This window comes from Exiguobacterium qingdaonense, assembly GCF_018617855.1.
Lineage (GTDB): Bacteria > Bacillota > Bacilli > Exiguobacteriales > Exiguobacteriaceae > Exiguobacterium > Exiguobacterium qingdaonense.
The window spans coordinates 13,914-27,956 of the sequence record NZ_JACSKY010000004.1; the positions used below are offsets into that span (position 1 = coordinate 13,914).

General features: G+C 48.1%; 13 protein-coding genes. 1 reads left to right on the plus strand and 12 read right to left on the minus strand.

Going from position 1 to position 14,043, the window contains the following annotated elements; translation table 11 throughout:
• Positions 1 to 38 precede the first annotated feature (38 nt).
• The 12 genes from KNP00_RS06365 to recX all read right to left on the minus strand — a co-directional run bounded on the left by KNP00_RS06365 (position 39) and on the right by recX (position 12,983).
• Positions 39 to 1,109, minus strand: coding sequence for an ABC transporter substrate-binding protein (locus KNP00_RS06365; RefSeq protein WP_215143346.1), 1,071 nt, complete (start codon positions 1,107 to 1,109; stop codon positions 39 to 41).
• The gene (locus KNP00_RS06370) at positions 1,106 to 1,900 is read right to left on the minus strand and encodes an ABC transporter permease (RefSeq protein WP_215143348.1); all 795 of its coding nucleotides are present in this window, start codon (positions 1,898 to 1,900) and stop codon (positions 1,106 to 1,108) included. The genes KNP00_RS06365 and KNP00_RS06370 overlap by 4 nt, the downstream gene beginning before the upstream one ends.
• Positions 1,897 to 2,718 (minus strand): ABC transporter permease, encoded by an 822-nt coding sequence (locus tag KNP00_RS06375; protein WP_215143350.1) that lies wholly within the window; start codon positions 2,716 to 2,718, stop codon positions 1,897 to 1,899. The genes KNP00_RS06370 and KNP00_RS06375 overlap by 4 nt, the downstream gene beginning before the upstream one ends.
• A complete protein-coding gene (locus KNP00_RS06380; protein ID WP_215143352.1) occupies positions 2,705 to 3,811 on the minus strand; it encodes an ABC transporter ATP-binding protein in 1,107 nt (368 codons plus the stop codon). Before KNP00_RS06380 ends, KNP00_RS06375 begins: the two co-directional genes overlap by 14 nt.
• Positions 3,812 to 3,832: 21 nt before the next feature.
• Positions 3,833 to 4,372: a helix-turn-helix domain-containing protein gene (locus KNP00_RS06385; protein ID WP_215143354.1), complete on the minus strand. Its 540-nt coding sequence runs from the start codon at positions 4,370 to 4,372 to the stop codon at positions 3,833 to 3,835.
• Positions 4,373 to 4,522: 150 nt separating this feature from the next.
• Complete coding sequence (locus tag KNP00_RS06390; RefSeq protein WP_215143356.1) at positions 4,523 to 4,792, minus strand: YfhJ family protein; 270 nt, start codon at positions 4,790 to 4,792, stop codon at positions 4,523 to 4,525.
• Positions 4,789 to 5,103: a YfhH family protein gene (locus tag KNP00_RS06395; protein WP_215143358.1), complete on the minus strand. Its 315-nt coding sequence runs from the start codon at positions 5,101 to 5,103 to the stop codon at positions 4,789 to 4,791. The genes KNP00_RS06390 and KNP00_RS06395 overlap by 4 nt, the downstream gene beginning before the upstream one ends.
• A 68-nt stretch (positions 5,104 to 5,171) precedes the next feature.
• A complete protein-coding gene (locus KNP00_RS06400; protein WP_215143360.1) occupies positions 5,172 to 6,350 on the minus strand; it encodes an RtcB family protein in 1,179 nt (392 codons plus the stop codon).
• Positions 6,351 to 6,359: 9 nt separating this feature from the next.
• On the minus strand, positions 6,360 to 8,414 hold the full coding sequence (locus KNP00_RS06405) for an ABC transporter ATP-binding protein (protein WP_215143362.1): 2,055 nt from the start codon (positions 8,412 to 8,414) through the stop codon (positions 6,360 to 6,362).
• A 22-nt stretch (positions 8,415 to 8,436) separates the two neighbouring features.
• The gene (locus tag KNP00_RS06410) at positions 8,437 to 10,161 is read right to left on the minus strand and encodes an ABC transporter ATP-binding protein (RefSeq protein ID WP_215143364.1); all 1,725 of its coding nucleotides are present in this window, start codon (positions 10,159 to 10,161) and stop codon (positions 8,437 to 8,439) included.
• Between the two features lie 320 nt (positions 10,162 to 10,481).
• Positions 10,482 to 12,122, minus strand: a complete 1,641-nt coding sequence (locus tag KNP00_RS06415) for an L-lactate permease (protein ID WP_215143366.1) — start codon at positions 12,120 to 12,122, stop codon at positions 10,482 to 10,484.
• 48 nt (positions 12,123 to 12,170) lie between these two features.
• Positions 12,171 to 12,983, minus strand: a complete 813-nt coding sequence (recX, locus tag KNP00_RS06420; RefSeq protein WP_215143367.1) for a recombination regulator RecX — start codon at positions 12,981 to 12,983, stop codon at positions 12,171 to 12,173.
• Positions 12,984 to 13,128: 145 nt separating this feature from the next.
• Here recX and KNP00_RS06425 point away from each other — a divergent pair, with 145 nt between their 5' ends.
• Positions 13,129 to 14,037 carry a TIGR01777 family oxidoreductase gene (locus KNP00_RS06425; RefSeq protein ID WP_215143369.1) on the plus strand — a complete coding sequence of 303 codons (909 nt, stop codon included), beginning with the start codon at positions 13,129 to 13,131 and terminating at the stop codon, positions 14,035 to 14,037.
• Positions 14,038 to 14,043: the final 6 nt, after the last annotated feature.

The following is a 14,043-nucleotide window of genomic DNA, read 5'->3' on the forward strand; positions in this document are numbered from 1 at the left end:
AACATCCCCGAGCTCATGAGGAGCACGGGGATGTTTCGTCATTTACTCTGCATTTTAAAGCGTAAATACAGTTCGTTATAGTAAGCGTTCATCCGCTTCCCTAAGTTTTCATACACTTCAAGGTCTTGCGTCACTTCGCGAGACGGGTAGAACCGTTCATCCGAAGTGACTTCCTCGTCCAAGAATTCGAGAGCTGCTTCGTTCGGAGTCGAGTAGCCGACATAATCCGTGTTACGGGCTGCAATCTCGGCATCTAACATAAAGTCGATGAACTCGTGTGCCCCGTCCACGTTTTGTGCCGTATTTGGAATGACGAGGTTATCGAACCAGAGATTCGTCCCTTCTTCCGGAATGACGTACGTCAACTCTTCGTTCTCATACATGATTTCCGACGCATCCCCGGACCAGACGACGGCTACCGCCGCTTCACGGTTCGCCATCAACATTTTGATTTCGTCTCCGACGATTGCTTTAATGTTCGGCCAAAGCGTCGTTAACTTCTCTTCCGCCTCAATCAACTCATCCTTGTCCGTCGTATTGAGCGAGTAGCCGAGCGAGTTCAAGCCAAAGCCCATCACTTCACGCGTTCCGTCCGCAAGGAGGATGTCATTTTCAAGCGGCATGTCCCATAGGTCGTTCCACGATGTGATTTCACCATCGACTAGCTCGGGATTGTAGACGATCCCGACCGTTCCCCAGAAGTATGGAATCGAGTATTGGTTACCCGGGTCGAACGATTTGTCTAAAAAGCGTGGATCGATGTTGTCGACATTCTCCAGTTTGTCGTAATCGATCGGAAGCAATAAATCATCCTCAATCATCCGACTGATCGCATAATCTGACGGGACGGCTACGTCGAACGCCGTACCACCTTGCTCAATTTTCGTGAGCATCGCCTCGTTTGAATCGAACGTCTGATAGACGACCTTCAATCCACTCTGTTCTTCGAACTCACCAATTAAGTCCTCATCGATGTAATCTCCCCAGTTATAGACGACAAGCGTATTGTCGCCACCGAATCCTTGAGCGGCATTCAACTGTTGAATCCAAAGAAGGAGACCAAAGCTGACAAGCAAAGGTACGGCCAGCATGATGACTAATTTTTTCATCGTCTAACCTCCTTTGAGCCACGTTGCGCCAATACATAATATCCAACGACAAGAGTAAGCGTGAAGACGAACAAGATGGCTGACAGCGCATTGATTTCAAGCGAGATTCCTTGACGTGCCCGCGAGTAAACTTCTACCGCAAGCGTTGTAAAACCGTTCCCTGTCACGAAGAACGTGACCGCAAAGTCATCTAGCGAGTACGTGAGTGCCGTGAAGAATCCGGCGAACACACCCGGTGTGATATACGGGAGAATGACTTTCGTCAACACGTCCCACGTGCTAGCTCCTAAATCTCGTGACGCATCGATCAGCGTCGGACTCATCTCTTGGAGTTTCGGTAACACTAAGATGACGACAATCGGAACCGAGAAGGCGATGTGCGACAAGAGAACCGAATAGAAACCTAATTGAATTCCGAGCATCGTAAAGAGGATGAGGAATGATGCCCCGATGATGACGTCCGGACTGACAATTAACACGTTGTTCAATGACAAGAGCGACGTCTTCGTATATTTTTGTTTCGCCGTATAAATGGCGAGAGCCCCGATCACTCCGAGCACGGTCGAGATCGTCGCCGAGAGTAACGCAATGACAATCGTGTTCAAGACGATGACGAGTAGTCTCGTATCCGTGAAGAGCGATTCATACCACTCCAGTGTAAATCCTTCGAAGTTACTCATCGTCCCGCCACTGTTGAACGAGTAGAAGACTAAATAAAGAATCGGCGCGTATAGGATAAAGAAGACGACCGCCAAATATAAATTTGATAATTTAAATCGTTTACGTTTCATCGACGAACCGCTCCTTTCGCACCCCAATCACGCGTGACGACCATGACGAGCACCATCGCCAAAATCAAGAAGACGGCAATCGTCGACCCCATCCCCCAGTTTTGCGTGACGAGGAACTGTTGTTCAATCGCCGTACCGAGCGTGATGACACGGTTGCCGGCGATGAGGCGTGTAATCATGAATAGGGATAATGCCGGAATAAATACAATTTGCACACCTGACTTGATTCCGTCCAATGTCAACGGGAAAATCACACGTCGGAACGTCGTCCAGTTCGAAGCCCCTAAATCACGGGATGCATAGACGAGTGATGGAGGTAACTTTTCAATCGCGTTATAGATGGGCAAAATCATGAACGGAATGAAAATGTATACCGATACGAAGACGAAACTGAAGTCCGTAAAGAGTATTTGTTGTGTCCCGATCCCGATTGCCTCCAAAAACTGATTTGTGATTCCATACGTGCCAAAGATACCGAGAAACGCATACGCCTTTAGCAATAAGTTAATCCATGACGGAAGCAAGATGAGCAAGAGCCAGAGCTGTTTATGTTTGGTCCTCGTCAACAAGTATGCCGTCGGATAACCGACGAGTAAGGAGAAGAACGTAATGAGAAACGCATACCAAAACGAGGATAACGTCATCGACAAATACGTCGACGTGAAGAACGTCTCATAGTTCTCTAAGCTCAAGTTCCCTTCGATATCAAAAAAAGAGTAGTATACGACGAGGACAAGAGGCGCGATGACGAACAAGGCGATCCAAATCCAGTACGTCATCAAATATACCGTCTTTGCGGTCTGGTTAGTTTGATTCATGAGGGACCTCCTCGTAGGACTCGAGACGACGATCAAACTCTTCTTCCGTCTCTCCTAATCGCATGACGTGAATCGCTTCCTCGTCAAACGTCAGCCCAATCTTTGAACCGACCGTCGACTTTTTCGTCGAGTGGACGAGCCATTCGTTCCCTTCTTGGTCATAACAGCAAATCTCATAGTGGACGCCTCGGAACAATTGAGAATCGACATCGACGACGAGTTTCGCCGCCTCGACCGAGGTCATCTCTAGGTCTTCCGGACGGATGATGACCTCTACTTTTTCATTCCGGTCAAATCCTTGGTCAACACAGTCGAACGTTTTACCGGCGAACGTGACGACGTGGTCTTCCGGCATCGTACCCGGCACGATGTTCGATTCACCGATAAAGTCTGCGACGAAACGGTTAATCGGCTCGTCATAAATATCAGTCGGCGTCCCGCTCTGTACGATTTTCCCGTTGTTCATGACAAAAATTTCATCTGACATGGCGAGGGCCTCCTCTTGGTCGTGTGTGACAAAGATAAAGGTAATGCCAAGGCGTTGTTGCAACTCACGAAGTTCATACTGCATTTCTGTCCGTAGTTTCAAATCTAAGGCAGAAAGGGGTTCGTCGAGGAGGATGACTTCTGGCTCGTTCACAATCGCACGGGCGATGGCGACCCGTTGGCGTTGTCCACCTGACATCTCATCGATTTCACGTGACTCATACCCCTCTAAGTTGACAAACTTCAAAGCTTGCTCGACTTTCGACTTCACTTCTGCTTCTTTCAACTTTTTAATCCGGAGACCGAATGCCACATTCTCAAATACGTTTAAATGAGGAAACAGCGCATAATCTTGAAACACGGTGTTCACTTGTCGCTTATTGGCTGGCACATCGTTGATTCGCTTACCGCTAAAGTGAATATCTCCTTCGGTCGCATCCGTAAATCCGGCGATGAGACGCAAAATCGTCGTCTTCCCACATCCCGATGGACCAAGAAGTGTATAAAACTTCCCTCGCTCAATCTCAAAACTAATATCTTCTAGAACGACTGTGTCGTCGTAACGCTTTGACACGTGGTCAAAGCGAATCATTGTCTCTGCATTCATGCTGTTTCCTCCTCTGTTGACTTATAAATAGGAATGGGTCGCGACGATGAGACATTCACTCTCCCCATCGTTGTCGTTGACGAGTTGATGCGAATCTGAGGCGACATAATAAAGGGTTTCCCCTGCCTTGGCAAAATATGTGTGATTACCTAATTTCAACGCAATTTTGCCGGACAAGACGTATACGAGCGTCTCCGAACGTGAAGGCTCATACTGTTTGAACTCTCCATGTTTGAAGAACGTGACGAGAATCGGCTCCATCTCTTTTTCATTTGATTCCGGGATGAGCCATTCTGTCCGATATTTGCGTTCTTCATCCGTATAGATGGTGCGATCATCAACGGTGTACACCACTTTTTGATTCAACTCTTCATCGAAAAACTCTTTCGGGGAACTCCCGAGGACATTCAATAAATCAAATAATGTTTCTAGTGAGGGAGAGCTTAAATCACGCTCAATTTGAGAAATGTATCCTTTACTCAAATCGGTACGTTCCGCCAGCTCCTCTTGGGTCAATCCTTTTTTGATTCGGAGCCGCTTAATGTTTTGACCTACTTCCAACGACTGAACGCCTCCTTTTTGTTTAGTGAAACATGAGTTCAACTAAAGAAAGTTTATCTATACTATACTTACAAGCAAACTATTAGCGACCTTCATTATAACGAATTGTTGAAGAATTGCAATAAAAAAATCACGCCCCAAGGACGTGACTCAATGTAAATTACGTTTAGACATCAAATGCTTAAACTTTTCGTTTTTCGTTTGGAATAAATGGAGCTGTGCCCCGTATGCATCAATTTGTTGAATGACGTATTGGAATGCCTTCGCCTCTCCTGGATACGGTTCGCCCGCCTTGGCAAGTGAGGTCTCAAAATCCTCCCATAGCACTTCGACCCACGTCACCGCTTCCGAATCGTTCAACACGTCATTTTTTTGCTTTAATATTTCAGCGAGACGTTCATACTGATCGTTCCGGTTCATCGCTCCACCTCCGACAATTCTGAGAGCGGGATGGCCCGTTCCGTCATCTCTCCTTCGAACGTTCCCCACCCCATGACACCGTTGACGAAGTTCAAGCGGAACGGACGGTCATTGTAATTGACGACATATGTGTCACCTGGACGAAACGATGTCGGGTCGACCAAATAGCTTTCGGCAATCGCAATCCGCCGCAGGACGACTTCAATTTCGCTGACCATGCCCATCTGTTCAGCCTTTCGTTTCCGTTCATGTAATGCTTGAATCTCTTGCTCTAACTCATATTTTGATAAGTCACTTAACCGCTTTTCCATATCGTTCACCTCGATGTAAGCGTATCAGATTTTGCGAAAAAAGAAAAAGACGAGACTGAGTACGTGACTCAGTTCGCCTTGAAATTGTAGAGCGGTTTGATGACTTGGTCGATACGGACGGCCGGTTCGATATAACGGACAATCTCTTTCATCGATTTGTAGACGAATGGCGACTCATCGATGGTCGACGGACGAACCGATGTCGACCAGACGCCTTCCATCGCACGTTTAAATTCTTTGAAATCGACGCGCTTTCGCGCGGCCGACCGAGACATGATCCGACCTGCGCCGTGCGGACCCGAGAAGTTCCAGTCTGGATTTCCTTTCCCGGTACAGATGAGCGAACCGTCTCGCATGTTCATCGGAATGATGACGCGTTCTCCTTCTTTGGCTGAAATGGCCCCTTTTCGGAGGATCATCGCATCATGGTCGATATAGTTATGAACGGTATCGAATTGATCGACGATGTTCCACTTCATCGCCTCGACGATCACATCCGTCATCGCTCGACGGTTCGCCGCCGCATATTGTTGAGCGATGCGAACGTCATGCATGTAATCGTCCATATCAGCTCCCTCCACATAAGCCAGGTCTCGGAATGGTTTCCGTGACGCTCGCTCTGTTTCCAGATAAGCCGAGATTTCTTTCTGCCGACCAGCGGTTTTCAAACGCTCAATTTCTTCTTTTACATCTTGTGTTTCCATCATATGTTGGATTGCTCGCTCTTGATAGTGATCGGCAATCTGGACCCCGAGATGGCGTGAACCGGAATGAATGACGAGAAACGTGCGCCCCGAGTCATCTCGGTTCACTTCAATAAAGTGATTTCCGGAGCCGAGTGACCCCACTGAGCGCAACGCTCGGTCGAGTTTATACGGCGCTCGCACCTCTTCTAGTGGAAGTTCAGATGCGTATGGGTGAATCTTCTCACGAATGTTCATTCCACTCGGAACCTGTTCACGAATGATATCGTCGAGTCGTTGAAAATCGACCCGCTTTGCTTTGATTTCCGTACAAAGCATCCCACACCCTAAATCGACACCGACTAAGTTTGGGACAACTTTATCGTGAATCGTCATCGTCGTCCCAACGACCGACCCTTTCCCTGCATGCATATCCGGCATGATCCGAATCGATGCCCCTTGTGTGAACGGTTGGTCGAGCAATGTTTCAATTTGATTCCGCGTCATATCATCGATTCGTTCGTTGAACACTTTGGCGCGGTTGTATTTCCCCTTGATTTCCATGTGACCTCCTTAACTGATGGCTTGTTGTTTACTCTGTAATTCATGCATTCGGGCATAGACACCACCATATTCGATGAGTGATTGGTGATTGCCTCGCTCAATGATTCGTCCGTGGTCGAGAACGAGAATCTGGTCCGCTTCTCGAATCGTCGAGAGACGGTGTGCGATCACAAACGTCGTTCGACCGTACGTGAGTGTTTTGAGCGCGTCCTGAATCAACGCCTCGGTCTCGGAGTCGACGCTTGCGGTTGCTTCATCGAGGACGAGGATGGCCGGGTCAAAGACGAGGGCGCGTGCAAAACTGATGAGCTGTCGCTCCCCACTCGAGAGGGAGGCCCCACGCTCGATTACCGGTTCATCGATTCCTTGTGGCAATTGTTTCACGAAACGGTCAGCCCCTACGGCCGTTAGTGCTTTCCACACTTGTTCATCTGTGATCGTCTCATCGCCGAGTGTGACGTTCGTTCGAATCGTTCCAGTGAACAGGAACGGGTCCTGTAAGACAATCCCGAGGTGGTCCCGTACTGCCTGTGTCGGAAGCTTCGTCACATCCATCCCATCGATTCGGAGGACGCCTACAGACGGGTCATAAAAGCGCATGAGCAAGTTCATGATTGAACTCTTTCCGCTGCCGGTATGTCCGACAAGCGCGATTGTCTCACCTGGAGCTGCATGGAGCTCGATTTGTTGCAGTACCGGTTTCCCCGCTTCATAACTGAAGGTCACATCATCAAATACGACTTCTCCTTTAAAGCGCGGGATACGGTCCGACGAGACGCGCTCTCCTTTTTCATCGAGCAACTGGAACATCCGGTCGGCCGATACGAGCGCTTGTTGAAGTGGTGACAGCTGGTTCATGATTTGTGTCACCGGCTCAAAGATCCGTGAGACGTAGTCGATGTATGCGTACAAGATCCCGAGCGTCAAGACACTTCCGACACCGAGTGTTTGTGCTCCGACGAACCAGATGAGCAAGGCGAGTGCCATGTTTCGGAAGAAGTTGACGAGGTTATGGCTCATCAACGCATCTAGCTTCAACAGTTTCCGTCTCGTTTGGAAGTTGTCACTGTTCTTCTCGTTAAATTCATCATAGACGAGATTTTCGCGAACATATGATTGAATGATCGGCATCGTCTGAATGCTCTCATTCAACTGCGCGTTCATATCCGCGACGAGTGCGCGAACACGGAAGTTGTTTTTCGTCGAGAAACGTTGGAACAATTTGATCCAAACGATGACGATCGGAATGATAATGAGTGAGACGAGTCCAAGACGTACGTCTAGGAAGAACATCGCAATCAAAACCCCGATCATCATGACGACACTTTGGAAGACGCGAGCGAGCACCCCTAAATACAGGTCGCGAATCGTCTCCGTATCATTTGTGACACGACTGACAATCTTCCCAATCGGTGTCTGGTCAAAATAACGGACCGGAATCGTTTGGAGATGCTTCATTACGTCAAGACGCATCGTTTTAACGATTTTATGCGCCGATCGTTGCAAGAGCATCTGTTGCCCCCAGTTCAACCCGGCGGCCAGTAGTAGCAAGATGACGTACAGTCCAGACAGCATGAGCACCGCCCGTAAGTCTGTCTGATAAAATTTAAACACATCGGATGACGAGAGCGGGACGATTTCATCGTACGTCGCCGTCTCTTCCCCTCTCGAGATTGTCAGCACGTCGTTCTCGACTTCACGAACACCACCGCTCATGACCGTCTCATTGACGAGGTAGTACCCATCTGTCGTCTGGACGATGGAGACGGGACGAACGACGTCTTGTCCGTCTTGTCCGTCTAGTCTCGTTTCTTTTTCGTATGTGTCTCCATTGAAGGAAACACTCCCGTCTGACTCGACTTGAACCCAATCTCGCTCGATGGCGACGATATGTTCATCGATAATGATTTTGGCGATATACGGACCGGCAAGTTCTGCGCCGACCGCTAAAAAGAGTAAGGCCAGTCCGAGGAAGATGGATCGCTTTACTTGTTTGGCATAGCCAACGAGTGAGCGAATCGTTTTCTTCCGGCGGACCGGATCTAATTCATATTGATCGATCATGAGAGATTCCCCCTTTCCCGGATTACTCCGACTCTCCTTGTCGAATAAATTGTTCATAGTACCAACCGTGTCGTTCCATCAGTTGGTCATGCGTGCCACGCTCTGTGACTCGTCCGTTTTGAAGGACGAGAATTTGGTCGGCGTGTGCCACCGCAGAAAGACGGTGAGCCACGATGAAGGTCGTTTTCGCCTCACGGCTCGTACGAACCGAGTCGATGATGCGCGATTCCGTCTTCGCATCGACTGCTGATAGTGAATCGTCAAGAAGCAGAATCTCAGGATTTTTCAATAAAGCGCGTGCAATCGACAATCGCTGTTTTTGTCCGCCTGACAACATGACCCCTTGCTCACCGACGACCGTATCAAGACCGTTATCCAAATGTTCGATATCGGTATCGAACGCCGCGAGATGAATTGCTGTCTCGAGGGACTCTGTCGAAACATCATCTACACCGAAGCGAATGTTATCACGGACCGTTTTGGAGAACAGGAGATGTTCTTGTGACACATACCCGCTCCAGCCACGGACTGTTTCGAGCTTGATGTCCGAGATTGGCACCCCGTTAATGAGAAGCGAATCATCGATTGGGTACTCCCGAAGCAACTGTCGCAACAACGTCGTTTTCCCAGCTCCGGTCGGCCCCACAATCCCGATTGTCTCGCCGCGCGAGACGTGCAGAACGATATCCTCTAACGAATCTCGGTTCGCGTTCGGATAGCGGAACGAAAGTGATTTAAATGTGATTTTCTCTGGTGTATCGATGTGAACCGTTCCCGTCGAAGCCACGTCTGGCACTTCATTCATCGTCGTTTCGATTCGTTCGAGACTCGCCGTTCCCCGTTGTACGACGTTGATGAGTTCTCCGAACGCATACATCGGCCAAATGAGCATCCCTAAATAAATATTGAAGGAGACGAGCTGACCGAGCGTAATATCATTCGTAAAGACGAGAAACGTCCCATAAGAGAGGCCGATCAAGTAACTGAGACCGACGAGCAACTTGATGACCGGTTCGAATAACACATCAATTTTTGCGACATGCATGTTTTTCGCCATCACGTCGTCTGTGATATCATCGAATTTTTTCGTGTCCGCGTCTTCTTGAACGAATGAGCGGACAACTCGAAGTCCAGATATCGACTCGACGACTTGATCGTTCATCACCCCGAATGAGTCTTGAGCCGCCGTGAAGCGTGCGTGAATTTGACTTCCGAGCTTATTCATCGACCAAGCGAGGATTGGCATCGGCAAAAGGGCCGCAAGCGTCAACTTCCAATCGATGAACACGCCCATGATTGTCAATGCGATGAGCGTCATGTTGAACGAGTCGACCAATGTCATGACACCGAACCCAGCTGTTCGCTCAACCGCTTTCAAGTCATTCGTCGCAAGTGCCATCAAGTCGCCTGTACGATGTTGTTGATAAAAGCGTGGTGTTTGTTTGAGAAGATGACCGAAGAAGCGACCTCTCAATTTTTTCTCAAGTAAGAAAGCTGTCCCGAAAAGCCGGGCAATCCACAAATACGACATGACGTACGATAACACCATGATGCCGAGTAGCGATGACACGATTAGAATCAAGCGCTCTGTCGTCAAACTCCCTTCACGGATCGCATCGATCGCCTGCCCGATAATCCACGGTGGCAACATGTCTACCACACCCGTGATGATGAGTAAGATGATGGCAATCACATACGTCCTTTTTTGTCTTTTAATAAACCAATCCAATTGTTTAATCAGTTTCATGACTGATTTCCCCCTTTCGTCCAATCCATCTAAGCACGCAAAAAAGCGCACTCCACCTGATTGTGCAACCAATCAAATGAAGCGCGCTTGAAGTAGTCTTCAATCTTTTGCATGGTCAGGGAAAGGACACTACCCCTATCCAGCTGCCAAAATCACGCAGTTAAATACGAGTAGCCATATGATGTTTTGAGTGTGTTTGTGAGTGCAATGTTAATCATCATTCTGGCTCCTCTCGTTTCGTTGTTTTAAAATCTACTAAAACCTTAGCAGACTGTTCAGAAAATTGTCAACATTATTTTGTAAAAAAATTGTAACTTGCTTTAGTTTAAGAAAAACATGGCTAAAACGAGACCAATGACTCCCGTAGCCGTGGCGTAATAAATCATCGGCATGAGCGTATAACGGATAATCGTTCCTTCTTTACCGAGAAGTCCGGCAACTGATGCGACCGCTACAACATTTAGTACACAAATCATATTACCCGCGTTCGCGCCGGCCATTTGCATGGACAATGCGAGCGTTTCATCGAGTCCGACTGAGTTCGCTACGTTTGACGTCAAACTCGAGAACATCATGTTCGAGAAGGTCGCCGACCCAGAAACGAATGCGCCAAGAGCTCCGATCCACGGTGCGACGAGCGGCCATACCCCACCGAACGTGTCAGCAGCTGCCGTGGCAAGTTCAACCGGCATCGAAGCGAGTCCTGCACCACCGTTTTCAGAGTGGATGAAAATTCGAACCATCGGAACGGAAGCGGCCAACGTAATGGCGGTCCCTACGACACCGAGCGTCGTTGTCTTAAATACCGACGTCACTTGAGACCAGCTCATGTTGTGTAAAAAGAATGTGACAATGATCGTCAAGATGAACATGAATCCTGGCGAATAAAACGGCTCCCATGATGTCGAGATTCCTTCAACTCCTAAAATGTTCGGAAGGTCAATTCGTACACTACGAGATATCTCATTCAAGAACGGGACCGTACGTGTCAAGATTAAAAAGATTGTCAAAATCAAATAAGGTGCCCATGCTTTCCATTGCGGCAATTCACGCTTCTCTGATTTCACAGTCACTTTTTCAACAGGTTGTTCGATTTCATCTGCATACCCGTCAAAAGTCCATACTCGTTTCGGCATCAAAATTCCTTTACGCGCCATCGTGACAAGTATGATCAAGCCCGTCAATCCACCTAGCATTCCTCCGAATTCAAATCCGAGAATCAAGGTCCAAATGTATGCAGGTACGCTATAAAGAAGTGCCGCGACAATCGCAATCGGGAATACTTCAAGCGCAGGCTTGATTGTCTTTTCCTTGCTAAAGAAGCGCGTCAACATCAAGATCAGAATAAACGGAATGAACAGACCAACAGCCATATCAATCAATACTGTTTGCAAGACGACATCTGTGATGAACTCGATTGCCTCCGGTTGGTTCACATCGAGAGACAACCCGTTCCCTAATCCGATTAATGCCGGAGTCCCAACCGCTCCAAACGTTACTGCCGAAACATCGGCAGAAAGCGCGATGACGACCGCAGCGATCGGCGGGAAGCCGAGCGCAATCAACAATGGCGCCGCAACGGTAGCTGGAGTTCCGAATCCTGAAGCTCCTTCAATGAATGAAACGAACAACCAACCGACAATCAAGACTTGAATACGTGGATCGGGCGTGATATTGACGAATCCTGAACGAATTGCATTCATTCCGCCCCCTTCTTTCATCGTATTCATCATCCCAATTGCACCGTACACAATCCAAACCGTCGTCACGGCAATGACGAGTCCCTGTAATGTGGCCGCCATAATCCGTGTCGCATCCAATTGCCAAACGAAGAACGCTAAAATCGCCGTCGTCACGAGTGACAGTGGCATCGCAACCGATGCGGGTAATCGCATAATAACCAATAAGATCAGCACTGCCACAATCGGCATCAGTGCTGTAATCCATTCTAAAATCGTCAATGTAGACCCACCTTTTCTTGTTTTCCCCTACCGTAAACAAATGTCCCATCACGATTCTTCTTCAACGAGTCGATCTAACGTACGTTCAATCACATCATACGGAAATCCTTTACGCCGAAGCTGCATCTTCATGCGCTGTTTACGTTCGAACGCATCGTACCCGTTAAACTTTCGACTCAACTTTTCAGCCTGTTTTAAACATGCCGCAATCTCGACATCCTCGTCCTCTTCTTCCCAAAAAGTTTGAATCGCCTCTGAAATAATATCAAACGTATACCCTTTTTGTATCAAGGTTTGTTGAATTCTTTGTTGCACTTCTGTGGCAGAACGGCGATTTGTTTCCATTTGTTTCCTTTTTACGAACTTTCCGGCTTTTTCAAGGAGTTCCTCATGGGTGATTGCTGTCAACACCGTCTCGATCACGTCTGATGGAATGCGTAGTTGTTCGAGCTCACGTTTTATCTTGATCGGACCGCTCGGGGTCGTATTGAATTTGGTTTGTACATACGCTTTCGCAAACTCTGTATCATTCAAGTATCGTTGCTCAATCAGTCGCGTGATGGCATGTTTGATGGCAGTCTCACTTAACTCTTTCTTCATAAGATAGTCCTGTACCTCTGAAATCGCACGCATTCGATACGATAAGTAATTGATAGCCAACTTGTAAGCCTTCTGGGCTTCTTCTGCCCCGAGCACATCTTGCACAAAGTCATCTTCGAGCTCCATACCTTTCGTGAGTCCGTACTTAATAAACACATCTACATCAATCGCGAACGCAAACTCTTCTTTTCCCTCACGCTCGATAAAGACGTTCAATCGGTCCTTATTCTTTTTTTGGGTCGTGAATTTTGCAATTTTCACTACGAACTCCCTCCATTTCATACTTCTAACATATCACGTTCAGGAAAGTCAGAGGATTTTTGATAAGTTAGAAGAAAGGGTATTCATTTGGATATACTGATTTATACCCATTTTAGAAACATCACATGATATCGGAGGGAATTTCATGAAAATCGCAATCACCGGCGGAACCGGGCTCATCGGTCAACCGCTCGTCCGCGCATTGGCCGATGCCGGTCACCAAGTCGTCGTCCTGACTCGTCATCCACGTCCTCGTCATCGCGGGGTGTCGTTCATCGAATGGTTGACACCGAATAGCAAACCAGAAGAGGAACTTGAGGGTACAGATGCGTTCATTCATTTGGCCGGTGCCTCAATCAATGATGGACGATGGACCCATAAACAGAAGCAAGCGATCCTCCAAAGCCGAATCGAAGGGACGAAAGAAGTTGTCCGAATCATTAAACAGTTACAACAAAAACCTCAAGTCGTCGTGAGCGGCTCGGCAATTGGCATATATGGTGAAGACCGCTCCATCACCTACTCAGAAGAGACACCATTACCGACACGTACGAATTTTCTCGGGAATGTATGCGTCCTTTGGGAGCAAGAAGCCGAGCCGATTCGCGATCTCGGTATACGCCTCGTCACCATGCGTACCGGGGTCGTCCTGTCCAATCACGGCGGGGCTTTCCCTTTAATGAAACTTCCCTATCAGTTCGGGGCCGGTGGTAAAATAGGGTCTGGCGAGCAATGGGTGCCATGGATTCATTTAGACGACCTCGTTCGATTGTTCGTCCATGCCATTGATACTGAGTCAATCGAAGGACCGCTCAACGGAACCGCCCCTATGCCGGTGACGATGAATGAGTTCGGACAGACGATTGCGAAAGTGATGCATCGCCCTCATTGGATACCGGCGCCTGCCCCGATGATGAAGCTCGCCCTTGGCGAAAAAAGTGTGATTGTCCTTGAAGGAGCAAAAGTCGTTCCGACGAAGGCGCTTCAACACGGTTTTGATTTTCGTTACGAAACACTAGAGTCCGCATTAACGCAACTACTAAAAGATGTGTAAGGAGAA